Here is a 25,758-nt window from a genome sequence, read left to right on the forward strand (position 1 = left end):
AAATGCTTTTGGTAACAGTCAGTTAAGCGATACATGGCTACTTTATCACAATTATTCGTACGCGTTTCCGCCATTATGACCACCCACTAGGCTGCTACGTCTTATTGCCGTAGCGCCTTCCATTAGACTGGAGGCTTTAACCAAACTTTTAAAGCCATATTTTCGCCTTATTTGGTCAATCGTTTCATCAATTTTACGTTTCTTTATTTGGGTAGAAGGCTGCATAAAAAAGGTTAATTGCTGACAAGTATCCGGAATGAGCCTGCTGCAGCTGACTCCCAGCGCCCGAACTGTTTCACCACGCCAATTTTTGCGAAACAAAGCAAGTATTTCTTGTACGAGTAAATCATTGTCATTAGTCGGTGAAATTTTCCGCTGAACATTGAAGCCCGTTCGATTGCCTGTCGGTTTATACTGCGAAAAGCCAACATACAAGCTAACGCATTGGGTTTGAAGTTTATGCGCACGAATTCTGGCAGCAACTTGCTCACCAATTTCACGCAAAACAATTTCGAGTTCACGCTGATTAGTATAATCCTTGGTTAAAATTTGCGAGTTACCATAATTTTTCATTTTTGGAAAAAACTTTTCGCTAATAATACTGCGATCAACACCCCAGCTCATTGCAAATAATTGTTCACCAATTACGCCAAATTCTTTCTTCAAAATCGCGGGATCGGTATGTGCTAATTCATACATATTATTGATATGCAAACGCCGCAGATGATGGGCTGTTCTTTTGCCAATTCCCCAGACTTCTTCCATATCAGTAATTCGCCAAATTGTATCGGGAACATCAATATAATGCCAATAGTCAATCATTGAATGGCGGTGCTTAGCAGAAATATCCATTGCTAGTTTGGCAAGAAGCGGATTTTCACCAATTCCGCAGGTAGTGTATAGGCCCAATTTATCCCTAATCTCACACTGAATTTTACGTGCGACTAAATAGGGATCATCCCCAAACAAATGCCAAGATTTAGTCATATCAATCATGCTTTCATCAATTGAATACGCATGAATATCTTCATCCGCCGCATATTCACGAAATATATCCAGCACTTGCATGCTGCGCTTAATATATAAATTCATATGCGGATCAACCAGCAATAAATCAGGTGCATCTTTTTTAGTGGGCAAATCGCGCACACGCATCACGTTAGTTAAACCATACTTTGCTTTTGCTAAAGGAGAAGCCGCCATAATTAACCCTGAACCATACTTGCTATCAGGCTGATGGGACACCACTGCCAGCACAGCCTTCATGGGATTAAGTCCTAGTTCTAGCGCCTCACAGCTTGCAAAAAATGACTTATTATCAATCATAAACACTACGCGGTGGGGTTCATAACGATAATCATACATTTTTTCCACTCCTTGTTACAAACCTTTGTTCGTTTAAAGTTAATTATACAAACGCTAGTTCGATTAATCAAGTGCAAAATTTAGTCAATTGCCATAATAGTAACGTGATATTCTCCCGCAGGCGCCATTACGCTAACTGTCGTATTCACCTCTTTTTTCATTATTGCTTGCCCAAGAGGTGAATCAAACGCAACCTTTCCGTCGGCAATATCGGCTTCCATCCGGCCAACTACTTTATACTTCTCTGTTTCGTCATCATCATCAAATTTAAGTGTGACTGTCTTACCAAGGTCAACCTTCCCATCAGCGGTTTTATCAACAACATCAGCATATTTTAGTTGTTTTTCTAAGTACCGCACGCGGCTTTGTAAGTGACCCAGATCACGCTTAGCCTCAGTGTATTCAGTATTTTCCGACAAGTCACCCAGTGCCCGGGCCTCTTGCAAAATCTTAATTCTGCGCGGACGATCCTTTTTCAATTCAGCAATTTCGTTCTTAATTTTTTGGTAACCTTCCGGCGTCATTTTCTGATAATAAACCAATATTTTTACTCCTTTTGTTTGTTAGAAAAATTTTTTCCACAAGCTATTATTACTGCCACAACAGTTTTCAGCTTTTATTTTTAGCACTCGAAAATAAAGAGTGCTAAATGCTTTAATTTTAATTTTCTAGGTACTATAATAATAACTGTAATGAGGAAATAGCAAACACCTCATTACAAAACTTAATTAAATTTGAAAGGAAGCTTTTTACTATGGCAAATGATATGATGAATCGGCACAATGACTTATTTGATGCGATGAACGATTGGTTTGATCTTCCAAGAAAATTTTTTGACGATGGCGATATGGCCAAATTAATGCAATCAGACGTTGTTGAAAATGATAAAGAATACATTATCAAAGTAGACATGCCTGGAATGGATAAAAATGATATTAACTTAAACTACAATAACGGCATTTTGAGCGTATCAGGCTCTAGAAAATCATTCAAAGACCTATCTAATGATAAGAATAATAGTCTTATTCACCGTGAAAGAAGCGAAGGTCACATTTCTCGCAGCTTCAGATTACCAAATGTGGTTGCAAGTGAGATCCATGCAAAGTATGATAATGGTGTATTGACTATTACTTTACCAAAACAAAGTTCTGGTCAAAGTGATAATTCAATTCAAATTGATTAACTTATTTAATAAAGATTGCAAGAAGTTCAAGATAAGTTGCCAATACAAATAATTCTCTAAAACGAGTTCAGCTATTGAACCCGTTTTTCTTTTGGCTTAAAATATAAAGTAATTTAAAATTAGATTAAAAAAGGAGAATTATTAATGGGACACAAAATTACTGTTCAAGAGCTTGAAAAGTTTGCGAACAATTTTAATGACAACCCCAAAAATCAGGTTGTTGCCCGTGCTGCTCAAAAAAGCGGCGTTTCGATGGCAGCTTATAACGAGCGGGTTCAAAATGAACTAACACGTGTTTTTTCAACAGAATTAGATACTGAAAATGTTACTAACCAACTTCATTCAGGCCGCTGTTGGGAATTTGCCACTCTGAACATACTACGTCATCAATTTGGTAAAAAATATCACTGCAAGAATTTTACTTTTTCACAAAGTTATAATTTTTTCTGGGACAAAATTGAACGTGCCAACACTTTTTATGACAACATTTTGGCTACCGCTGATGAAAAATTAAATTCACGTACGGTTGAAGCCATCTTAGGCGGAGCCGGCGAAGATGGCGGACATTTTCATATGGGTGCTGCTTTAATCGAAAAATATGGTGTCGTTCCGTCATACGCCATGCCTGAAAGTTTCAACGCCAATAACACTGATGCGTTTGGCAAGACTTTAGGCGATAAATTGAGAAAAGATGCATTAGTATTGCGGGAATTGAAGCAAGCAGGCAAAGACAAAGAAGTCGAGCAAGCACGCGAGCAATTTTTAAGTGAAGTCTACCAGATGACGGCAATTGCAGTCGGTGAGCCACCAAAGAAATTTGACCTTGAATACCGCGATGATGACAAGAAGTACCACTTGGACAAAGACTTGACACCACTTGAATTTTTACACAAGTACATGGGCGAGGTTGACTTTAATGATTACGTTGTTTTAACTAACGCTCCTGATCGTGAATATAACAAGTTGTACGGCATTCCATTTGCTGATAACGTTGGCGGCGTCTGCAGAATTAAGTTCTTGAATGTACCGATGGAATACTTAGAAACTTACGCTGTTAACCAGTTAAAAGATGGTGAAGCTGTTTGGTTTGGTAATGATGTCCTTGTTCAAAGCGACCGTAAGCAAGGATATCTTGACAGCGATTTGTACAAGTACAGTGACTTATACGGCGTCGATCTCAGCATGTCAAAAGCTGACCGTCTACGGACCGGTTCAGGTTACGCCAGTCATGCAATGGTATTAGTTGGTGTCGATGAAGATAAAGGCCAAATTCGCCAGTGGAAAGTCGAAAACTCCTGGGGCGAAAAGAACGGTGACAAAGGCTTCTTCGTTATGAACGACAAATGGTTTAAAGAATATGTTTATGAAGTAGTTGTCCACAAAAAGTACCTAACTTCTGAACAAGTTGCCTTAGCCGAAGGTCCAGTAACTGACCTGCCAGCATGGGATTCAATCGCCTAAGCCTAAATTTAAATAACTTAAAAGACGAAACTCGTTAAACGAATTTCGTCTTTTTTTGTCATTATCAAACTTATTCTGCCCGCATCAGAATTTCGTCAAATTTCTTGAAAAACAGCTTTTTATCAGCTTTAGTTACTAAGGTAATCTCGCGACCGTTAGGATCATCTTCCATTCGCCCGGCTGCAGTTCCGGTTGTAACTACCTTAACCCGCCTTTTTTCTGAAGCTAAAACTACTTCAGGATAAAGAGCACTAATTGCCGTTAAAACATCCCAGAAGTAGAGTTGCATCGTTTGAATTGGCGGATTAACGAGGAGACTATAAGCCTGCCCCACTAAATCAATTGCAGGATACTTGCGTAAACTTGCCCAGTGCATCTTCAATTCGTCCGTCAAAGGCAACTCTTCACTACTTTCAAGGCCGATAACTTCCATTGCAATATTTGACTTAAGAACGCGTTCGACCGCAAACGGATCCCAAAAAGCATTCCATTCTTGGGTACCATCAGCGTTAACTTGAACCACATTGCCGTGACCATCAAGCGAGCCACCCATCCAGTAAAGCTTGGCAATTTTATTTTCAATCGCTGGGGCGGCATCAAGTGCACGTGCCAAGTCGGTCAACGGGCCCGTCATTACCAGCGTCACTGGTTTTCGGGCATTTTCCAGTTTAGTTACGATATCAAGATGAGCTGGTTGATCAGCTTCTTTAGTCATCATCTTGCCGGCCTCATTTAATAGCGGCAAAGAGTTAAAAGAATAGGACGCTGTTCGCCAATCGGCCGGGAATTGATTGACCGCACGAGAATTAGACTTTGCTATCGCTAATTGGTCTCCCCTTAAATTAAACCGATCCGTCATTTTGCGGCAAACTTCCACAGACGGGTCAATATAACCGTCGGCATCAATTGCACTGACGCCAAGCAACTTAATATCGGGTGCGAGTAAGAAAAGCAAATACGACACTAGATCGTCGATATTACCATCATGATTAAAATAAATTTCTTTCATTTGTTCTCCTTATTTTGACTTAATATAATTTTGTCCGTCTGCTGCGGGTGCAACTGATTTACCAAAGAATAATACCAAAATGACAATCGTAATTACATACGGTGCAATTTGCATATAAACTGATGGGATATGATTGAAAAATGGCAGCTGGTTACCAATAATACTAATACTTTGCGCAAAGCCAAAGAATAATGATGCCAGCATTGCTCCAAGCGGATTCCATTTACCAAAAATCATTGCGGCTAACGCCATAAAACCTTGTCCCACAATAGTTGAAATGGAAAAATTACCAGAAATGGCCTGTGCAAAAACTGCCCCACCAATTCCTCCTAAGAAACCGGAAATAAGAACGCCCGCATATCTCATGGCGTAAACGTTAATTCCCATTGTATCAGCTGCTTGGGGATTCTCACCACAAGAACGTAAACGCAAACCAAAACGGGTTTTATATAAAATCCACCATAACAAAATAGAAACAATAATTGCCAGCCAAGCAGGTGCAGAAGTGTTTTTAAAGAAAATTGGTCCAATTACTGGAATATTGGCCAAGCCAGGAAAGCTGAAATAGCCAAAACTTTGCGTAATGTTTTCGGTTTGACCTTTATCATAAATCGCTTTAACGAGAAAGACGCCGAGTGGTGGAGCCATCAAGTTCAAAACCGTCCCACTAATGACATGATCCGCATGGAAGTTAATTGTTGCTACCGCATGAAGCAGTGAAAATACTAAACCGACTATTCCACCAACAATTAACCCTAGCCAAGGGGTGGCTTTGCCAAAGGTGGATGCAAAAGTCAGGTTAAAGACTACTGAGGCAAAAGCGCCCATGGTCATAATTCCTTCAAGGCCAACGTTTGTAATCCCAGAATTTTCACTGTAAACGCCACCTAGTGAAGTAAAGATTAGCGGCGTTGAGTAAACGAAGGTGGAAGACACCAATAAAGATAAAATGGTAAGCAAATTCATTAGTTTCGTCCTCCTTCAGTGCTGGTTGCACTTGGTGCCTGATCCTGAGTAGTAGCTATCTTTTCTTCTTGCTGCGAGTCACTAGCAGTTACCCGCTTATTTTTAAAGAGCAAGCCAATCACATATTGAATCGCCACAAAGAAGATAATTGCTGCAATCACAATCGAAACTATTTCATAAGGAATCCCGGCAATCGTCTGCATCCCCAAACCACCAATTTTTAAAATCGAAAATAAAATTGCTGCTAACAGGATGCCAATGGCTGTTCCACCACCCAGTAAGGCAACAGAAAGACCGTCCCAACCGATATCCAAGCTAGTTGTCTGGGTAAAGTAATTTTGATATGTTCCTAATCCCTGAACAACACCGCCTAAGCCGGCAAAGCCACCGGATAAAAGCATTGAATACAAAATATTTTTCTTCGTCGACATTCCGGCATAACGGCTGGCAAATGGGTTAGCACCGACCGACCGAATTTCAAAGCCGGTGGTTGTCTTTTTCATTAAGTACCAGTAAATGAACACACCAATAATAGCTAAGAAAATTCCCGCATTAATCCGCGAATCGCCAAACATCGAGCTGAGCCAGTCAATTTTTAAACTACCATTAGCAGCAATTGTTTTAGTTGTGTCAGTATCAATTCTCATCGTTTTCGGCATAATCTGCTGCATTAAATACTGGCAAGAATAAAGCACAATATAGTTCAACATAATCGTAGTAATCACTTCGTTGGTCCCAAACTGGGCCCGCAGCCAGCCGGCAATTCCGGCAACTAATGCACCGGCAGCAATCCCGGCAATAATTGCAAGTGGCAGCAATAATGCCTTAGGCATATTAGGATTAGCAAGCACCACCCAAATTGAAGTTAGCCAGCCAGCTTGTGCCTGTCCGGGTAACCCAATATTGAAAAAGCCGGCGCTAGAGGCAATGGCAAAACCAATAGCCGTAAAAATCAGCGGTGTAGCTTCACGAATAGTTTCACCGATTCCATTCATATTGCCCAGAGCACTCGAAAACATTGACGCATATGCTTCAAACGGATTATAGCTCCATATAAGCATAATTAAAGCACCAACTAAAAAGCCGGCGAGAATTGAAATAATTGGTACTAAGATTTTTTTAGTTTTGGGATTTACTTTAAGCAAGAGCGTTGCCTTCTTTCTTGATACCCGTCATTAACAAGCCTAATTCTTCATCACTGGTTGTTTCGGGTTTTACTTCACCGGAAATCTTACCGTCATGAAGAACAATAATTCGATCAGACAACTGCATAATTTCATCTAGTTCATAGGAAATTAATAAAATTGCTTTACCCTTAGCCCGTTCAAGGAGCAGCTGTTTATGAATATACTCAATTGCACCAACATCAAGTCCACGCGTTGGTTGAAAGGCAATAATTAAATCGCTGTTAAGGTTCAGTTCACGTGCAATGATTACTTTTTGCTGGTTACCACCGGATAGGTCACTGACTGGCAGATTGCTGCCTGTAGTCCGGATATCAAACTTCTTAATCAACTGATTAGCATGCTGATGAATAGCATCATAATGCATTAAATGATGGCTAGAGTATGGCTCACGGTAATAATTTTGCAATGCCAAATTATCAGAAATTGAAAATGGCAAAATCAAGCCGTATTTTTGCCGATCAGAAGGAATATAGGAAACGCCCTTTTCAGTAATCTTGCGGACCTTTTGGTTAGTCATGTCTTCGTCATTAATCATAACCTTGCCTGAATCAACGTGCTGCATGCCAGTTAACGCCCGAGCTAATTCGTCTTGACCGTTGCCATCAATTCCTGCAACTCCTAAAATTTCACCTGCACGCAAGTTAAAAGATAAGCCCTTAAGCGTTAAAATGCCTTGCTTATTTTTTACCTTTAAATCGCTAACTTTAAGCGTTGTTTTACCTAGCTTGGCTTCAGGTTTATCCAGTCGCATATCAACATGACGGCCAACCATTAACTCAGCCAAACGATTATTAGATACATCTGCTACTTTAAACGTACCCACACTTTTACCAGCACGGATAACCGTAACCCGATCAGCAGCCCGCTTAATCTCTTCCAGCTTGTGCGTAATCAAGATGATTGACTTTCCTTCTTTGGCCAATTCTTGCAAGATCTGAATAAACTCGGTTATTTCTTGCGGGGTTAAAACAGCAGTGGGTTCATCAAAAATCATAATATCAGCGCCGCGATAAAGGACCTTCAATATTTCTACTCTCTGCTGCTGGGCAACTGTTATTTCGCCCACTTTTTTATTTGGATCAACATTTAAATTATACCGAGCAGATAACTCCTCAATCTGCTTTTGGGCTTTTTTGAAATCAAGTTTCGGGCCCTTAGTCGTTTCGTGGCCTAAAATAATATTTTCCAAAACCGTAAATGAATTCATCAACATAAAATGCTGGTGAACCATGCCTATTCCTAGATCCTTAGCTACAGTCGGATTTTTGACTGCTACTTTTTGCCCGCGAACAATGATTTCACCAGAAGTTGGCATGAGCAGTCCTGACAAAATGCTCATCAAAGTTGACTTTCCCGCACCATTTTCACCAAGAAGGGCTAAAATCTCACCTTTTTGCAAAGTAAGGTTAATATCATTATTAGCCTTAAAGCCGTTAAAGTCTTTGACTATATGCCGCATCTCAATTACATTAGTCGTATTTTTCATTTCAATTATTAATTTCCTTTTGTAAAAAACTCTTTGCATATTAATACACAAAGAGTTCTTAAAAACATTTAACTAACTGCTAATTTTGCGCAACTTTAATTTTGCCAGCAATAATTTCTGTTCTCGCCTTTTGGACTGCTGCCCAAGCTTTAGGCGAAAGGTTCCCCTTAGTGACGGAAACACCGTTACCCTTTAACGAGTAAACTAAATGCTTGCCACCCGGGAACTTGCCTTTAACAGCGTCATCAGCTAAAGATTTAGTGACAACATTTAAGCCCTTCAGCACTGAAGTTAAAGTAAAGTTAGCTTTTTTACCATCTTTTGCCTTATATTCGCCCATGTTTTGCTGGTCAACGTCAACACCAACAACCCAGACTTTTTGATCAGCTAGACGTGTTTGGTTATGTGCTTTTGCTTCTTGGAAAACACCATTTCCGGCAGAGCCAGCAGCTTGGAAAATCACATCACATTTATCTGCATACATCGATTGCGCCATTGATTTAGCCTTATCAGTCGAAGTAAAGTTGCCAACATATTGGGAACTGACAGTAATTTTCTTGTGCATTGCCTTAGCCGCGTCTTCAACGCCTTGCTTAAAGCCGCTTTCAAATGAGCCAATAATCGCTGACTTGGCACCACCAATAAAACCAACCTTGTTAGTCTTAGTGGAGTACGCTGCAGCAACTCCGCCTAAATATGAAGACTGGTTACTCATAAAAGTTACAGAAGCAACATTCTTCTGACCAGTAATCACATCATCAACAATTACAAAGTTTTTCTTCGGGTTCTTTTTAGCAGCCGCGCTGACAGAGTCCTTTAACAAATAACCGATACCAAAAATTGTCTTATAGCCTGACTTAGCAGCTTGATTAAAGTTAGGCGTGTAGTCAGTGGCACTATTTGACTGAAAATATTGATAGCCACTGCCTTTTTGCAAGTTGTGCTCTTTACCGTAAGCTTTAAAGCCTTCCCAAGCAGCCTGATTAAAAGACTGGTCGTTGATACCATTACTATCTGTAATTAAAGCAATACTGTCCTTTTTACTTTGCGCGGTTGAATTCTGTTTTTTACCAGAACAACCACTCACCAGCAACGTAAATGACGCAGCAAGTGCTCCTAAAGACAAAAGCTTCGTAAATTTCTTACCCATAATTTTTCTTACCCTCCACAAAATACGAACTTTTCATTAACTACTTTATTATAAAATACGTATAATTTCAAGAATAAGATGTAATATAAAGGGCTTAAAAAACTATAGTTATGTTAAAGGCGAACTATTTAGCAGGGTGAATTGGCACTTTAATCTTACCAGCAATAATTTCGCTGCGTGCCTTCCGCGAATAGTTCCATGCAGTGTCATTGATATGACCACGCATAATGGAAACACCATTTGTATCAAGGCCGTAAACTAGTTGCTTACCACCAGGGAACTTACCGTTATATGCACGGTTGGCAATATCATGAGTAGCTACATTTACGCCTGTAATGACGGAAGTTAGGACAAAATTATCTTTTTTACCGTCCTTAGTCTTGTAGTTGCCGAGATATGATTGGTCAACATCAACACCGATAACCCAAACTTTTTTATCTGCAGCACGGTTCTGGTTAATAGCTTTTGCTTCTTGGAAAAGACCATTTCCGGCTAATCCCGAAGCATGGAAGACAATATCCGCTTTTTTAGCGTACATTGATTGGGCAATTGCTTTTTCTTTATCAGCACTAGTAAAGTTGCCAACATATTGATTTAACAGGGTAATTTTCTTATGGAGCTTTTTGGCTTGGTCATTCACACCTTTAGTAAAACCAGCGTCGAAGAGGTCAATAATATCACTGTGTGCACCACCGATAAAACCAATTACATTAGTCTTAGTTTGGGTAGCGGCAGCAACACCGGCTAAATAAGAAGCTTGTTCACTCTTGAAGTTTGCAGAAGCAACGTTCTTTTGACCCTTAACCACGTCATCAACAATAACGAAGTTTTTCTTGGGATCCTTTTTGGCAGCTGCGCTAACAGCATCTTTTAGACTATAACCAATACCAAAAATGGTTTGATAACCGGCCTTACTTGCCTGGTCAAAATTTGGTTCGAAGTCTGCTGCACTGCTTGATTGGAAGTACTGGTATCCATTACGGCCACGCTTGATGTTATGTTCTTTGCCGTATGCCTTAAAGCCGCGCCAAGCTGACTGATTAAATGAATTGTCATTAACACCAGCAGTATCAGTAATCAGCGCGATTGAATGCTTAGCATTATTGGTAGAGTTACCACTACCGCCCTGTTTTTTGCCAGAACAAGCCGTCAGGGCAATCCCCGCTGTAACTGCCACCGTTGCAAGTGAAAAAATCTTCTTAATATTCGTCCTCATCTTTTGACCTCCTGTTTATTTACATTACCTAAAATATCAATATTTAGTAGCTATGTCAAAAGAACAGCACAACATAGAGTGTTGATATCATGCGGTTTATATTTGGTATAGACCAGAATGTAAGCTTAATGCTATCTATTTTTGTATGCAACAAGCACAAAAACAAAATTTTTTTGATTTTACGAATTTATGTAAAGTTATCCTGATAGGAATCTCCTTTTTCTCGCTATTAAAGTAAGAACTTTTGGGCTAAAATAAGCTTAAATATCAGCAATAAAAAAGAGCCACGATTGACGTGGTTCTCTAAAAATTAACGGTTAAATTTTATGAACAAGATTTTACACAAAGCAACCTATCAGTCGCCTCTTGGCGAAATGATCCTTTTAAGTAGTGATCAGTACTTACTCGGTCTATGGTTTAATGACCAAAAATTTTTCGGCGCAAACTATCAGCTAGAACAAGCAGATGAAAAAATAGTGCGGCCACTTAAGCTGACATTACAGTGGCTAACCGAATATTTCTCCGGGCAACAGCCCGATCCATTCGCGGTTCCAATCAAACCAGAGGTAACACTTTTTCGTGAGCAAGTTTTTCAGGAATTACAAAAAGTTCCTTACGGACAAACTACAACTTACAAAGAGTTATCTGACCAGTTGCAAAAACAGGAATCGAAAAAGATTAACAAGGCACGGGCAATCGGCGGAGCTGTTGGTCACAATCCTATTACCCTGATTATTCCTTGCCACCGGGTTATCGGCCAGGATGGCTCATTAATTGGATATGCTGGCGGAATTGAGCGCAAACAAGCCCTATTACAAATGGAGCAGGCGCTGTAGCACTTTTAAACATCCCATTCCGCCATAAATTCTTTAACAAAAGCACGCATGAATTCTGTTCTTCTGTGTGCTTCTTTTTTACCACCAGCGGTATTCATCAAATCTTCAAGTTGGAATAACTTTTCGTAAAAATGATTGATCGTTGTTTCCGTATGTTCACGATATTGATCGTGACTGACCAACTTCTGGGGCTTAATTTCAGGGTCATAAATTGCATTTCCATGAGCACCACCATAGGTAAAAGCACGGGCAATTCCCATAGCTCCTAAGCTTTCAATTCGGTCCGCATCCTGAACATATTCACCAGAAACCGGCAATTGGTAATGATGCTCAATATTTTGGGAGAAAGACATATGCTGAATCGTAAACAAAATATCCTGGACTTCTAATTCAGTAAAACCAGCCTGGGGTAATAGCTGTTTAATTTGCGCGATAACCGCCTCAGGGTCCGCACAGATCTTTTCGTCAATCGTATCGTGCAAATACCCTCCTGCTTTAATAATTGCCACCATGCGGCTATTAGGTCGTGCATCTGGGTTATCCTGCAAATACATTTGACTAGCTAAATTGGCAACTCGCCGGCCATGATAAAAATCATGCCCGGTTTTTTCATCTTTTAATTGCTGTTTAACAAAACTGGTAATCTTATCTAAATCCAACTTTATCTTCCTTTCACTAAGCCGCTTCCCAGATTTGAACTGAGGACCTCCTCCTTACCACGGCGGTGCTCTACCTCCTGAGCTAAAGCGGCAAGAATATTTTATCAAAAAAATATCCACCTTGTCCGGTGGATATCTCCGCAGTAATTAATTATTCTGCACTTGAGCGAAATTTCACTGCTGTTCCATAGGCAACAACTGATTGCATGTCACCACCAATTGTACCAGAATCAAAGCGCATCATCACAATTGCGTCAGCACCTTTTTCTACAGCTTCTTGCCGCAAGCGCTCTAAAGCTTGTTCACGTGACTTTTGCAACATTTGTGTATAGCTGCGGATTTCTCCACCAACCATTGACTTTAAACCTGCACCGAAGTCTTTAATCATATTTTTAGACTGGGTCGTTAAACCAAATACTTCACCGATAACCTCGTATTCCTTACCAGGTATATTTTCAGTTGTTGTAACTAATATTTCATCATTACTCATAGGTGAGCCTCCTTTATTAGGGCCTTTTAGTCAATAAGTTTATATTGCTAAAACCAAATTATGAATTAACAGATAGTAACATGTCAATCATAAATCCAAAAATAATAAAACAAATATTTACAGTCGATATTTAATCACTGCCAGAATCTTGTTGCTTAATGCGGGTGGCATCAAGTTGATTTTTAACAGTTCAGACAAAGTAACCCAAGCCGGTCGATAAACATTTGTACTAGTTGACCGCTCTTTTTCTTCGCCGCTAATGTCAGGCACAGCTTTTTGCCGATAATCGGTTAAAAAGAAGTATTCATCATCGATCACAAACAGTTGCCGTAATTGTGCTGGCGTTAACTCTATTTGTAATTCTTCATTAATTTCTCTAATGGCAGTTTCTCGTGGCGTTTCACTCCTTTTTGCACCGCCGCCAGGGACTACCCAATAATTTCGCTGCTTTTTTTGCCGGTGAATTAATAAAATTGCCGTCAAATCAGGATTATAAATGATTACCCTAGCGCGCATTGCCTATCATCCCCTCAAAAATTAGTTAATTCTATTTTAAACCACTTAATGCCTTCACCCCATCATTTTGCCAAAAATAAAAACGACCCACTTTGTAAAATGCAGTAGGTCGTTTCTTAATCGTCAAATTAGGCAGTAATATTAACTAAGGTGTACTTTTTCTTCCCTTTACGGACAATAACGTATTTACCAGAGAAGGCCTTTTCCGGATCAACTACAAAATCAACAGATTGTTGCCGGTCACCATTAATATAAATTGCACCGTTAGTAACATCTTCACGTGCTTGCCGCTTAGATGGTTCAATCTTTGTCTCAACTAGGAAGTCAACAATGTTCTTTGCACTAGCATCTGCTTCAGCCGTAGGGGCACTCTTAAGTCCCTGTTCAATTTGCTTAACGGTCAAGTCCTTGATATCACCAGAAAATAGTGCATCAGTGATCATTTCTGCTTCTTGCAAGCCCTCTTGTCCATGAACAAATTTAGTTACTTCCCGAGCTAAAGTCTTCTGTGCAGTCCGTTTCCATGGCTCATTCTTAACTTGTTCTGCCAGCTCATCAATTTCTTCGTGACTGAGGAAAGTGAAGTATTTCAGGTATTTAACAACGTCACGGTCATCTTGGTTTATCCAGAATTGGTAGAACTCATATGGGCTGGTCTTTTCCGGATCAAGCCAAACAGCACCACCGGCTGATTTACCAAATTTAGTTCCATCAGCTTTTAGCATCAACGGAATGGTCAAACCAAATGCTTGGCGATCAGAACCCAGCAATTTATGAATCAAGTCAATTCCTGCCGTAATGTTGCCCCATTGGTCACTACCACCAATTTGCATTTGAACACCGTGTTCTTTATTCAATTGGTAAAAATCAATGGCCTGCAAAATTTGGTATGAAAATTCAGTAAATGAAATACCGTTTTCTAACCGATTGGCTACAACATCCTTACTTAACATGTTGTTTACTTGGAAATGTTTCCCATATTCACGCAAAAATTCGATCAGACTCAGTTTATCCAGCCATTCAGCATTGTTAACAATTTCAAAGTTCTCGGTCCCAAACAGTTTTTCCATTTGTCTGGTTAAAGCCAATTCATTCTGGTGAAGTTTTTCTGCACTAAGCAATACTCGTTCAGAGCTTCTACCAGATGGATCACCAATTGTACCTGTTCCGCCACCGATAACAATAACTGGGTGGTAGCCTGCAAGTTGAAATCTCTTCAAAATCATAAAAGGAATTAAGTGACCAATATGAAGTGAGTCACCTGTCGGATCTGTACCACAATATAAGGCTAAATCATCGTGCTTTTCAAGATATTCAGCCAAACCCTTTTCATCAGTTTGCTGGTTAATTGCGCCGCGCCATTTTAAGTCCTCTAAGATATCAAAATTCGCCATCATTTTCCTCCAATAAAAAATCCCTAGATTCTAAATCGAATCTAGGGACGACTAAATTACTTTTTCATAGCCGTGGTACCACCCACGTTTGCGTTCAAATAAACGCCTTAACTTGGTCTTTAAAGAAACCACCCTGTTATTTGTATTTCGCTTTCTTCGACCTGTCTAGCTCACACCAGCCGCTAGTTCTCTGTCCGCTGAATCGAAGTGCTACTTAAATTGATTATAAATGATCATACTCATTTTTATTTAATAAGTCAATATCCGTTTTTACTTGTAGAATCCTTTAATTCCCAAACCATAAGCCTTACCAGCAGTCATATCATACTGAATAGTCTCATAGTCGGACAATAATTCTTGTTGCTTCTTAGTGAGATATTTTGGATCAATTACTTGACCCTTGCGACCAATTAACTCATAACCCTTATCGCCATCAAAGTTAATGGTAATTGCAGGCAGTTTCTTATGAACCTCAGTTAAGAGTGCTTGGTATGGCGTTACCTTTGAATCAGTTTGTTCCAACATCATTGCAATAAAGTCACTGGAACTGACAAAGTTATTCGCCTTCCGTGGCAATCTCGTCTTAGCACCGTGTTCACGCGCATATTTATTTGAGTAAATAAAGTAGCGAGTTGAGTGCATTTGTACCGGATATTTCGCGGTATAACTTTGTGAAATAATGCTTGGGTAGTGGTCACCATAGAAGACCAAGGTAATCGGCTTCTTAATTTTATCAATCTGACCGATAAATTGTTTAACCGCCTTATCAGTGTATTGCGTCCCCTTGACATATGTTGCCATCTGTTCACGGACAGCAGGGGTGTTAAACAAATCACCGGAAATCTTGCCCATGTATTCGTTATGCGGATACCAATTGTTATAAGGCATGTGGTTCTGAATTGAAATCAGGTTAATAAACTGGCCGCCCTTACGTGAATTAATTTGGTGTAAACCATTTGCATACGTTGTAAAGTCGGAATTATAACCACTCTTGCCCAGTTTCTTTTGGTCAATAATCTTATATTTAGAACCGGCATAAACAAACTTATCGAACTTAAAGCGGCGATAATCTTCACGTCTTGAATAGTATGTACCAATAAATGGGTGAACAGCAGATTTGTAATCAAAGTTCATCCCAATTGTTGGGTAAAAGTCATAATTTGGCACAACCTGAACATATGGTGTCAAAGTTGATTTAAATAGACCCATATTCAGTCCGGTTAATGTCTCCCATTCCATGTTGGCAGTACCACCACCGTAGCCAGCACTAAGCATCGTACCATATGAAGAACGTGACTTCATTGATTCAATAAATTTAACTGGATTTGGAGCGGAACGCTCAAATTTGATTGTTGGGAAGGTATTTGGATCAACAAAACTTTCACTCAAGTTAAAGACAATTGTTTGCTTTTGCAAATCATTCTTGCGGTTTTTGTTAATCCTATTTGCTACCTTAGAATACTTGTCATTTAGCTGCTTGATTGTTGAAGCAGAATAGCCTGTTGCAGGCTGATCCATAATCTGCAAATCAATGTAGTTCAAGAAGTTTAAGACTGGCCCATTAACCTGAATATCCCGCTCAGGATTCCTAAATTTCTGCCGGTTATCAAATCCACGGTTAATGTGGTAAATAACCCCACCATCATGGTTAAAACGAAGTGGCGTCATGAATAAGAGCAAACTAATCAGTGCCCAAATCCCACGCTTTTTCCATGAACCATGTTTTTTGATTGTAAATTTAAGTTCTAAGAAGACATCAAGCGCGATGACAATGACAATGGCTATCAAAATGACGATAACCAGCTTCTTGCCGACCATCGGCAAAAGTGTCTTCCAGTTAACGATTTCACTAATTTCAGTTGGGTAAATAGGTTCCCCGCGAAGAAGAAGCTTAATCTTATTCGCAATTGCCCAACCAATCGCAATTAAGCTGACAAGCATATTGGAAGTCCAATACCTAGTCGTAATAAAGTAAAAAATGGAGAACAAGGCATCTAAAAAGATCGTTGTCAAAATGATGGCAAAGAACTTCGTGCCTAGCAAGTAGACAATCGCATTAATAGTTGCAGCAGTACTGATTTGAATCCGCAGATTGTCTGACTCAATTAGAAACGAGCCAAAACTCAGGATATAAAACCAGGCCCACGTTAACAAGTTAACCCGGTTTCTAATAATAAAGCGGGTAAATATTTGCCAACCCTTTTCACAGATCTTGGCTAAACTGGATTCGTGGTTTAAATAATCAATTACTTTTGCACAAGGCTTTAGCTTAAATAAGTACCGCTCCAGTAACTGATCCCAAATAATCGCAATAATAACCATGAGAACAATCATGATTAACTTGTTAATCATAGATGAGCCAGTGAAACGGAAAGCATTCATAAACCGATTAGAAATCGGTGCGTCCATCAACATGATTACGGGTATGAAGTAACGCATTTGCTTTTCACTGAAAGTCATGATTACTTTCTTGAAAAGCAGAAAGGCAGCAACTACCAGTAAAAACATAAATGGCGAAGACGGATTGTTTAAAAATTCCCGATTCCAATCACCACCACCGTTGCCGGAAATGATTTGTGACCAATAAACGGCATCAAAACCAGAAACGCCGATTACTACAACAAAAAACGAAACTAAGCCACTTAATAGTGCAAGGACTAAAACCTTACCCTTAATTTCAACGTTGGCTAGGAACATCCCCCAAGCAAAAAATAAGATGAGGTATAGTCCATACAGTGAATACTGGAATGTCAAATTCCCCGCACTCAAAGCAAAGCCTAGCAAGGTTAGAATACTTAAAACTAAGAGATTCTGCTTTTCTGTTAATTTGTGTTGTAAATCATAAAGACGTGGTTGCACCAGCATACTGAAAAACAGACCCGCAAATAAAACGGAAGTGCTAGTGATAATTGGAAATAGCATCCCAAACACACGCCACATATTAAAGCGACCAGGCACCTTAATGAAGAAAAGAATGTAATAAACAATTAGCGTGACAATTGCCATCAGCCAATACTTAAAGCTTTCGCTCACGCTTTGCTTTTTCTTGCTATAAACAGCACCAAAGACCATTGGTACAATCATGATCGTTGCGTTGTGCAGCATATTCGGCATAAAGCGAACAAACGAATAATGTGCACGGGCAGCAATTCCCTTCAAGCTGTACATCTGGATCAGCATGAAAAGTGTAGCTGCTAGCAGACAAACAATCTGCACAACTTTTAACGTTTTTTTATTTTTATTCATGTTTCTAGTATCTGTCCTCACTAAAAAATGATGCTATCAATTATTGCACTTTTATCCCCAATTTTTTCTTAATTGAGTATAAAACATCAACTTTTTTGCCTTTACCCGTAAAAAAGTCAACTAGATCATGCCTAAACTTAAAGGTCATGATTAGTGTAATGAATAATAATACGATGCCGGCTTCCTTAACTTGAGTTAATTCATAAAGGCTGAATAATAAAATAAAAACTAGCGGCGGAAGCGTCAGATTTTTTAAAACAATCATTAGTATTAGCGCAATCAGTAGCGTTACAGCTGCAGCCCGAACATCATAGATTGCTGCAAACCAAACAGCTACAGTCACGCCTTTACCGCCCTGAAAATGATCCCAAAAAGGAAAACAGTGGCCTAAAACTAATCCAAGACCTGCATATACGAGTGCAATTCTTTCTGCTAAAAGATGGTGTACAAGCAGCAAACAAATAACAGTTTTGGCAATATCGCCAATGCAGGTAATTATACCCCATTTTTTACCAAAAACAGCACCAACATTTGCAGTTCCCGGGTTACCCGAACCAACTTTGGTGGGATCCTGATGCAAGCCCAGCCGACAAACTAAGACGGCGAATAGCAAGCAACCAAAAGCATACCCAATTAGAGTGGCCCACAATCGTGGCATTAATTTTCACCTTCTTCCTGTTGATCCTGCTGATTCATATAATCTTTGTAGATATTATAATCTTGCGTTGCAGGATTGGTAAAATCAAAGCCATGACGTTTGTTGCGTTTATTTTGGTAAGTTTCATTGTTATTGACTGTCATCGGCTTAAGCCCTAATTCGGCGCGTAAATAATTCGAAACGCGTTGCAATTCAGCAGTCGATTGTACCTGGTAAGAGGCACCATCAATTGTAGCATTATGCCCGTGTAAATAGTCATTTTTGACATTCTTAGTCGAACCACGGTAATTAAAGGCAATCTGCTTTAAAGCATCAAAAGGCAAGTTCGTTTTTACATTACCCGAAATAGACGTTAAAACAGAGTCTAGCTGCGGCAACGTATTTAAAGAAACTGCCTTATTAATTAAAGTCGTGATAACTTGGCGCTGCCGCTTTTGCCGGCCGTAATCTCCTTCAGGGTCATCATAACGCATCCTTGAATACGCTAAGGCACCGCCTCCGCCCATATGAGTTAACTGGCCTTTCTTAAAAATATAGCCACCATACTCAAAGCTAAGTGTTGGCCGAACATTAATCCCGCCAACATAGCGAATTAGGCGCATGATTCCCTTCATGTTAACCAGTGCATAGTATTTAATGGGAACATTAACTAATTCCGAAACACTATTCATAGCCATTTTGGCACCACCAATAGGATAAGCAGCATTGATTTTTTCAATCTCAAACTGCTCTGCACCAGCCATTTGCGCCATTGTATCACGCGGAACAGACATTAATGTGTACCGCTTTTTTTGCGGATTAACAACTGCGATGATGATTGTATCCGTATTGCCAATTTTTTCCTTACGATCAAGCGCGCCCGTATCAGTCCCCATCAGTAAGACAGCGAACTTCTTTTTACCATCAAATTCGCCCTTTTTAATTTGGACGTGATTATTGCTGTCATAGGTATTATCAACTGCGTTCTTTGTTCGAAGATAAACATAAGACGAGTAGCAGACAGCAGCAATTAAAGCCAGACCGATGAAAAACTCTAAAATATGCCGTCTTTTTTTGTAATTTCGTTTATTCACTTCAACCCGCGTCTTTGCCGGGTGGTTATCGTTGTGATCCATATTTTCTTTTATTTACCCAATTTTTACATACAATGAGTACATTATAGCAAAAAAAACAAACCGCTGTCGGTTTGTCTATAATATCTTATTAAAATCATTAATTTATTTAACTTAATGTAAGAGTTAGTGTTAACTCCACGTCACTATCACCGTCAAGCTTAGCTTTATCAAGCACGGCAACGATCTGCTTATTTTTAATTGCTAAGTCAAAATTAGTAGATGCAAGCTTAATTGTTACATCCTTTTTGCTTAACTCTATTTCGTTCACATTTTCACTTTCTGTCCAACCGTTGCTGATTGGCAAAGTAAATAAGACGGAAAATGGCATCTCCTTATGTGAATTGTTTTTTAAATAGTATTTAATTGCGACGCGATTGCCCTCAAGTATGTAAGACAAGATTGCTTCAAAATGATACGGAAACCTTTTATAGCTCGCACTATCATCAATCAAAGCTAAACTAACCCGTGCATCTCCTTTATCGACAACAGTCCAAGGCAAGAGCTCAGCCCAATTTTCACCTTGGTCATCACCCATAAAGGCAATCCCTAACTTCTTCTGTGAGTCGCCATCTTTGAAATAATCAATTTGATCATGTTGTGATACAAAATTAACTAATTGTGCATCCTTTTCATCAACAGCAGCACGCAGAATAGAACTTTCTATTGTTTGCATAGCTTACTCCAAACTTTCTCCCTCATAGAAAATAGCACGTAAATGGCACTTATGTCAATTCAGGCACGAAAGCCAACAATTTTCTAGCGAAAACAAATATTAAGAAAATTTAATTGATAGAAGATTATACTATAAAATCACTTAATAATGGAAGAAAAAAGAAAATAACCGCTAATCGTTGACTTGGCACCATTTTTTACAACCTATTTTTTAAAGAAAATAGCCTAAATTATTAGCAAAAATCACTTTAATATACTATAATATGTTTGTTCCCGAGAATTATAATTAGTTTTTGGAACAAGTTAATAAAAAGGGCACCCCAATAATTTGGGGTGCTTTTTTTAGCTAAATTTCATAATTAATTCGATCACGTGAGGCCTCAGTTAAATCAGCTGAAACTGGAGCAATAAAAGAACCATCATCAGGAAGATGAATCTCGCTTTCTTTACTGCATTTTGGTAATTCAACTTTATTATACAACCTGCTAGCTAAGGTATCGGCAGCCATTTTCATTGACTCGCGCAAACCTTCGCCTTCAGTAATTCCACCTTTAACATCAGGAAAATTAATTACATAAACATCATTTCCTAAGGGCTTAAAAATAGCTGGATAAGTTACAATTCTATGGCTCATCTACCAAACCTCCTCAATCTCGCTTGGTTTATTTTTACCTATATACCATCATATACCTAAAATAGTGCTTAGAAGAAATAATTATGAAAAAATTATTGTTTATCTTATTTTTCGTTAGATATTTTCCATTTTGTTAACTAGGCGAATACCAGCCACTTCGGACACTAATTTTTAAATCGAACGCAAAAAATGTTGCTGCATTTCTGCACCAACATTTTTTCTTTAGCATATTTTTAATAAAAAAAGCAATTACTTTTGTGCGTCTTTTTTAAATAAGCGCCAACCACTTAAAATAACAGTTATGAGGCAAATAATCATTGAAATCATGAAGACAACATGCATGCCGTAAATGAAAATTTCTGGTTGTTTAGGCAAATATGCGGTAACCCGTGCACCCTTAGCATGACTCATTGCAGCAAATAAAATCGTCGTTGCACTTGAAATACCAATTACCATTCCCAAATTACGTGAAAGGGAGTTAATACTGCCGGCAACACCGAGGTCTTTTTGTTCAACAGAGCTCATTACCAAAGAATTGTTCGGTGAACTAAAGATACCACTACCAAGCCCCATAATAGCGATGCTCACAATGAACAGCCAAATGGATGAGTGCAGATTGCACAGACTGTAACCGATCTGACTGATTAGGAGTAGTACTAACCCAATGAAGGTAATTAATTTTGGTCCAATCTTGTCAGAAAGCGTACCGGCAACTGGTGCGGCAAAAAGTTGAACTACTGGTAAAATCATCAAAATTACGCCTGCTTGGCTCGGTGCCAAATGAAGGGCATTTTCAAGATAAAATGGCGTAACAACATTAAAGAAGAAGTTCGTGATAAAGATTAATAATGCACACAACAAGCTGACTGAAAAATCAGGATTTTTAAACAGGTTGAATTGCAACAACGGATTAGTTGTATGATTTTCAACATAAACAAACCAAACAAAACTAGCTATACCAACGATTAACATGACTAAAACAGACATTGCGGTAAAGCCAAGTTGCTGACCTAAGAATACGCCGCCAAACAAGGTAACCATCCCCAAGGCAAAGCTGAATGAACCAGTTTTATCAAGCGGTGCATTAGTAAAGGTAATGTCTTTTGGTAGGTAAATTGCACCAATAATAGCAGCAATAATACCGACTGGAACATTTAGCCAGAAAATATATGACCATGAAAGATGGCTTAAAATTAATCCGCCAAGGCCAGGTCCGGCAATCGAACCCAAAGCCACAAATGAACCAATAGTTCCTAGTGCCTTCCCGCGTTCAGTTGATGGGAAAATTTCGGTGATAATCCCATTATTAGTTGCCATCGTCATTGCAGCACCAAACGCTTGCAATGCCCGGGCAGCCAGCAAAAAGACTAGATTAATCCTTAAACCTGATAACAGTGAACCAGCAATAAAGAAAATTGCTCCCAACCGGAAAATTTTGATTTTTCCGTGAAGATCACTCAGTTTGCCAAAGAACAGAATAAAACTGCAGACTACTATTAGGTATAAGGAAACAACCCATTCCGACTGACTCATTGGAATATGCAGGTCATTACTAATTACCGGTAATGCGATATTAACAATTGTTCCGTCTAACGTTGACATAAAGGTAAATAACCCAACTGCCACCAATATCCACCATCTATTTTTTTGCACCTTTTGGTTAGTTTGGTAACTCAAAGTTTGTGTCATTCTTACCAATCCTCTCAATTTCAAATTTAGTTAGGTACCTTAATGATTTAAATTATACACTTTTTTTCTTAGGTGCCAAGAAAAAATACGGCCACATTATATGATGTGACCGCTTACTTTTATAAGTATCTGTTAAAGCCTTGAGGCTGTAAGTAATTCAGACCATTATTATTTTAAATTTTGTCCAAAAAATGGTAAATAAATTTAGCTCATTTACACTTAGCCGGTATTAGGTTGCAGTTTTTGACCCAAAGAGTTGTCGACTGGTAGAAATTTACCGATTAGGTTAAAAATAGCTGGGAGTAATGCTAAATTTGCCAGTTAAAAAGCGCTCATTTTGCAATGAACGCTTTTTAATTATTTAGTAAAACGATAATAAGAATTGGCGCACTTCCTGCGGTGACTTAGCCTTCAATAGACGATTAATGTTTTCCTGGTTTCTTACAATGTCTACAAGTTGTTCAAGTGCTTTTTCGTGCTCTTTTTCTTTTCCCGGTGAAAGGACAAACATGCATGTTACCCAGGCAGATTCCCCACGTGAACAAATTTCTAATGGCTGATCGAGTAAGATTAATGACAAGCCAACTTTCTTATTACTATTACTTGGGGCTGCGTGGGCCAAAAAAATGTTATTGGCAATCAACATATACGGACCATAACGATTAATCAATTGAACAATTTTTTCAAAATAAAATTGGTCGATGATTTCGTCTTGTTCAAGTAAATTACACCCCCATTTTAAAACCGTCTGCCATTTGAGTTGATCTTTTTTCCGCAAAACTTTAATGTGTTTAGCCGGTAAAAGATTGCTCAGCGTAGGCAAGTCTGCTTTATTATTTTTTTGTAAACCCGGAAAAATAAATTTATCCAAGCTAAGCCGTAAGCCCTTTTCATCTTTTACATCTGCATATTCATTAATAATGGAAACCAAGCTGTTTACTGCGCTAGCATTATGCTCAAGTTTACGTGGTACTTCCTGGCGCAAAAAACTGTCAATAATTGTCTGGTCATGCTTAGTTAAAACGGCTTTGACCTTTACGGCTGGAATGGGATATTTGCCCTTAGGCAAAATCGTGGTACTAATAATCAGTTTGGCCTGATAATTATGTTGGAAAATTTTAGCCAAATCGCGAATTTCTAGCGGTAAAGAAAACTTGATTAGCGGATAAGTTTTACTAAGCTCGTGGTATAGCATCGCTGACGTCCCAATCCCGCTCGAGCAAACCACTAAAACTTCGGCGAGCAATGCCCGTTTTAACTTATCACTTTCCGTAAATTCCCGGTATTCCCGATTATTGACCGAACCAAAATAAAGACAAATCAAGGCAACTTCTTCACTAGGTAATTTTTTCTGTAAATAATGCTCTAACGGAGCACAAGCAATTGCCGTAAATTTGATTAACACGGGATACTGCCACTTAATCTCATCAACCTCACTGGAAGAAAACGGAATACCGAATTTTACCCGGAAAAAGGTTGCATAGAGATGATTACACAAAGTCTTAGTAAACACGCGGTACGAAATTTGCTGTTCAGTTAATTGTTCGTAGCGAAAGATTATTTCCTGAGCAATATTATTAATATCGTGGTACAAATTTTTATTAATACAATCAACTTCTGTTGCCTGGGAGCACAAGAAAATTTTACTGAGAAAAACAATTTCTCCTTTTAACTCCTTATTGCCACCAAGTTTACCAAGTAATTTGGTACAGGTAGGCAACACATCTTTAGTATTTTGAGCTATCCACTGCCAGTTTTCACTTCTATCAATAGTTTGATTGTGCGTAATCCGCCACTTAGTAAACAACAACAGGTACGTTAGTTGCTGCAGCGAATTTTCAGAAAAGCTCATATGCAGTTGTTGCTGCGCCTTGATAACCAATTCCTTGGCTTGAGAAAATGAATAGTTTAAACGATTGATAAAAGCATAAACGAGTTTGTCTTGTCGCAATAATAATTCATAAACTGTCAGCCGAATAGAGTTTTCATCACTAATAATACGGTGTCCTAAACGCGAACTACCGATTTTTAGTGCCGGAAAATGCCGTTTGAGAGCCTTAAAGTCCTTAATAATGGTATTGCGAGAGCAATGAAACATCTTAGCTAATTGATTAATTGACAGGTAATGCTCTTGATCCAGCAGTAACAAAATTATCTCAGTTTGCCGCTCATGCGCATTTAAAATAGTTTCATGACCCATCTGCGGCGATGACACCTTCGCAATTTTTTGCGTAAGACTTTTCTTAGTCCGGTCAGTTAGTTTATAGCCGTAACGCGGAATATTAACTACTTGATCTAATTTTTGCGCTTGAAGCTGCTGATTAATTGTTTTCAACCAATTAAAAGCTGTCCGTCGTGAGATTTTAAAAGTGGTTAAGATTTCTTTCAAACTGACAAACCCAGGTGCCTTTGCCAAATAGTTTAATAACTCCCGAGCTCTTGTTAAACTGGCAAAATTGCTTGCCGTCACATTAATCACCCTTTAAATGCAGTAGTATAAGAATTTAACAGCCTTGAATTATAAATCTAACTTATCAATTACTTCATCAATAACTTGGTCAATCCCAATATTGGTTAAAAGCGGCAAACCATTAATGACGGGAATTTTAACCGCATCATTATCATATTGCGTCGTCGTAATAACTAAATCGTAGTCCCCAGCTAATGATTCAATCTGAGCCACAGAAGATTGCCCTAAAGTATATTCATCTTGCGCTATTCCCCTGTTAGCTAGTTCTTCTTGCAGCTTATTCATTGCTGATGTGCTAGTAACAACACCAGCTCCACATGCAACTAAAATCTTTTTCATCTGTTTTCTCCTTTATC

23 protein-coding genes and 1 tRNA gene are annotated in these 25,758 nt (G+C 38.9%); 3 read left to right on the plus strand and 21 right to left on the minus strand.

What is annotated here, in order from left to right:
* Nucleotides 1–51: 51 nt before the first annotated feature.
* Together GYM71_RS08745 and greA are read right to left on the minus strand one after the other, a co-directional pair.
* Nucleotides 52–1,365 (minus strand): Y-family DNA polymerase, encoded by a 1,314-nt coding sequence (locus GYM71_RS08745; protein ID WP_220220176.1) that lies wholly within the window; start codon nt 1,363–1,365, stop codon nt 52–54.
* Nucleotides 1,366–1,445: 80 nt separating this feature from the next.
* On the minus strand, nt 1,446–1,907 hold the full coding sequence (gene greA, locus GYM71_RS08750) for a transcription elongation factor GreA (protein ID WP_103752258.1): 462 nt from the start codon (nt 1,905–1,907) through the stop codon (nt 1,446–1,448).
* A gap of 212 nt (nt 1,908–2,119) precedes the next feature.
* Here greA and GYM71_RS08755 point away from each other — a divergent pair, with 212 nt between their 5' ends.
* On the plus strand, nt 2,120–2,548 hold the full coding sequence (locus GYM71_RS08755) for an Hsp20/alpha crystallin family protein (protein WP_103752257.1): 429 nt from the start codon (nt 2,120–2,122) through the stop codon (nt 2,546–2,548).
* A 144-nt stretch (nt 2,549–2,692) separates the two neighbouring features.
* Nucleotides 2,693–4,009, plus strand: a complete 1,317-nt coding sequence (locus GYM71_RS08760) for a C1 family peptidase (protein WP_220220177.1) — start codon at nt 2,693–2,695, stop codon at nt 4,007–4,009.
* Between the two features lie 70 nt (nt 4,010–4,079).
* On the opposite strand, the gene GYM71_RS08765 is transcribed toward GYM71_RS08760, so the two are convergent.
* The 6 genes from GYM71_RS08765 to GYM71_RS08790 all read right to left on the minus strand — a co-directional run bounded on the left by GYM71_RS08765 (nt 4,080) and on the right by GYM71_RS08790 (nt 11,023).
* On the minus strand, nt 4,080–5,018 hold the full coding sequence (locus GYM71_RS08765) for a nucleoside hydrolase (protein ID WP_220220178.1): 939 nt from the start codon (nt 5,016–5,018) through the stop codon (nt 4,080–4,082).
* Between the two features lie 9 nt (nt 5,019–5,027).
* Nucleotides 5,028–5,984, minus strand: a complete 957-nt coding sequence (locus GYM71_RS08770; RefSeq protein WP_103752254.1) for an ABC transporter permease — start codon at nt 5,982–5,984, stop codon at nt 5,028–5,030.
* On the minus strand, nt 5,984–7,129 hold the full coding sequence (locus tag GYM71_RS08775) for an ABC transporter permease (protein WP_220220179.1): 1,146 nt from the start codon (nt 7,127–7,129) through the stop codon (nt 5,984–5,986). Before GYM71_RS08775 ends, GYM71_RS08770 begins: the two co-directional genes overlap by 1 nt.
* The gene (locus GYM71_RS08780) at nt 7,122–8,657 is read right to left on the minus strand and encodes an ABC transporter ATP-binding protein (RefSeq protein WP_220220180.1); all 1,536 of its coding nucleotides are present in this window, start codon (nt 8,655–8,657) and stop codon (nt 7,122–7,124) included. The genes GYM71_RS08775 and GYM71_RS08780 overlap by 8 nt, the downstream gene beginning before the upstream one ends.
* 79 nt (nt 8,658–8,736) lie before the next feature.
* On the minus strand, nt 8,737–9,807 hold the full coding sequence (locus tag GYM71_RS08785) for a BMP family lipoprotein (RefSeq protein ID WP_103752251.1): 1,071 nt from the start codon (nt 9,805–9,807) through the stop codon (nt 8,737–8,739).
* Between the two features lie 124 nt (nt 9,808–9,931).
* Nucleotides 9,932–11,023, minus strand: a complete 1,092-nt coding sequence (locus tag GYM71_RS08790; RefSeq protein WP_103752250.1) for a BMP family lipoprotein — start codon at nt 11,021–11,023, stop codon at nt 9,932–9,934.
* Between the two features lie 326 nt (nt 11,024–11,349).
* Between GYM71_RS08790 and GYM71_RS08795 the strand changes: the two genes are divergently transcribed.
* Complete coding sequence (locus GYM71_RS08795) at nt 11,350–11,859, plus strand: methylated-DNA--[protein]-cysteine S-methyltransferase (RefSeq protein ID WP_336511399.1); 510 nt, start codon at nt 11,350–11,352, stop codon at nt 11,857–11,859.
* Nucleotides 11,860–11,864: 5 nt separating this feature from the next.
* On the opposite strand, the gene GYM71_RS08800 is transcribed toward GYM71_RS08795, so the two are convergent.
* The 13 genes from GYM71_RS08800 to GYM71_RS08860 all read right to left on the minus strand — a co-directional run bounded on the left by GYM71_RS08800 (nt 11,865) and on the right by GYM71_RS08860 (nt 25,741).
* Nucleotides 11,865–12,518, minus strand: a complete 654-nt coding sequence (locus GYM71_RS08800; RefSeq protein WP_220220181.1) for an HD domain-containing protein — start codon at nt 12,516–12,518, stop codon at nt 11,865–11,867.
* Nucleotides 12,519–12,537: 19 nt separating this feature from the next.
* A tRNA-Thr gene (locus GYM71_RS08805) sits at nt 12,538–12,610 on the minus strand.
* A 59-nt stretch (nt 12,611–12,669) separates the two neighbouring features.
* On the minus strand, nt 12,670–13,008 hold the full coding sequence (locus GYM71_RS08810; RefSeq protein WP_103752923.1) for a heavy metal-binding domain-containing protein: 339 nt from the start codon (nt 13,006–13,008) through the stop codon (nt 12,670–12,672).
* A 117-nt stretch (nt 13,009–13,125) separates the two neighbouring features.
* Nucleotides 13,126–13,524, minus strand: coding sequence for an NUDIX domain-containing protein (locus GYM71_RS08815; protein ID WP_220220182.1), 399 nt, complete (start codon nt 13,522–13,524; stop codon nt 13,126–13,128).
* Between the two features lie 128 nt (nt 13,525–13,652).
* Nucleotides 13,653–14,918, minus strand: a complete 1,266-nt coding sequence (gene tyrS, locus GYM71_RS08820; protein WP_103752925.1) for a tyrosine--tRNA ligase — start codon at nt 14,916–14,918, stop codon at nt 13,653–13,655.
* Nucleotides 14,919–15,188: 270 nt separating this feature from the next.
* Entirely contained in the window at nt 15,189–18,164 is a 2,976-nt protein-coding gene (locus GYM71_RS08825) for an LTA synthase family protein (protein ID WP_220220183.1), read from the minus strand.
* Nucleotides 18,165–18,204: 40 nt separating this feature from the next.
* On the minus strand, nt 18,205–18,822 hold the full coding sequence (locus GYM71_RS08830) for a glycerol-3-phosphate acyltransferase (protein ID WP_220220184.1): 618 nt from the start codon (nt 18,820–18,822) through the stop codon (nt 18,205–18,207).
* A complete protein-coding gene (locus GYM71_RS08835) occupies nt 18,822–19,937 on the minus strand; it encodes an LCP family protein (RefSeq protein ID WP_220220185.1) in 1,116 nt (371 codons plus the stop codon). Before GYM71_RS08835 ends, GYM71_RS08830 begins: the two co-directional genes overlap by 1 nt.
* Nucleotides 19,938–20,043: 106 nt before the next feature.
* Nucleotides 20,044–20,610, minus strand: a complete 567-nt coding sequence (locus GYM71_RS08840; protein WP_220220186.1) for an aldose epimerase family protein — start codon at nt 20,608–20,610, stop codon at nt 20,044–20,046.
* 345 nt (nt 20,611–20,955) lie between these two features.
* Nucleotides 20,956–21,243 carry a type II toxin-antitoxin system HicB family antitoxin gene (locus GYM71_RS08845; RefSeq protein WP_220220187.1) on the minus strand — a complete coding sequence of 96 codons (288 nt, stop codon included), beginning with the start codon at nt 21,241–21,243 and terminating at the stop codon, nt 20,956–20,958.
* A 249-nt stretch (nt 21,244–21,492) separates the two neighbouring features.
* Nucleotides 21,493–22,932 (minus strand): MFS transporter, encoded by a 1,440-nt coding sequence (locus GYM71_RS08850; RefSeq protein ID WP_220220188.1) that lies wholly within the window; start codon nt 22,930–22,932, stop codon nt 21,493–21,495.
* A gap of 361 nt (nt 22,933–23,293) precedes the next feature.
* A complete protein-coding gene (locus tag GYM71_RS08855) occupies nt 23,294–25,348 on the minus strand; it encodes a BglG family transcription antiterminator (protein ID WP_220220189.1) in 2,055 nt (684 codons plus the stop codon).
* A 102-nt stretch (nt 25,349–25,450) separates the two neighbouring features.
* On the minus strand, nt 25,451–25,741 hold the full coding sequence (locus tag GYM71_RS08860) for a PTS sugar transporter subunit IIB (protein WP_103752936.1): 291 nt from the start codon (nt 25,739–25,741) through the stop codon (nt 25,451–25,453).
* Between the last annotated feature and the right edge of the window lie 17 nt (nt 25,742–25,758).

It is taken from the genome of Lactobacillus panisapium (assembly GCF_019469265.1).
Classification (GTDB): Bacteria; Bacillota; Bacilli; order Lactobacillales; family Lactobacillaceae; genus Lactobacillus; species Lactobacillus panisapium.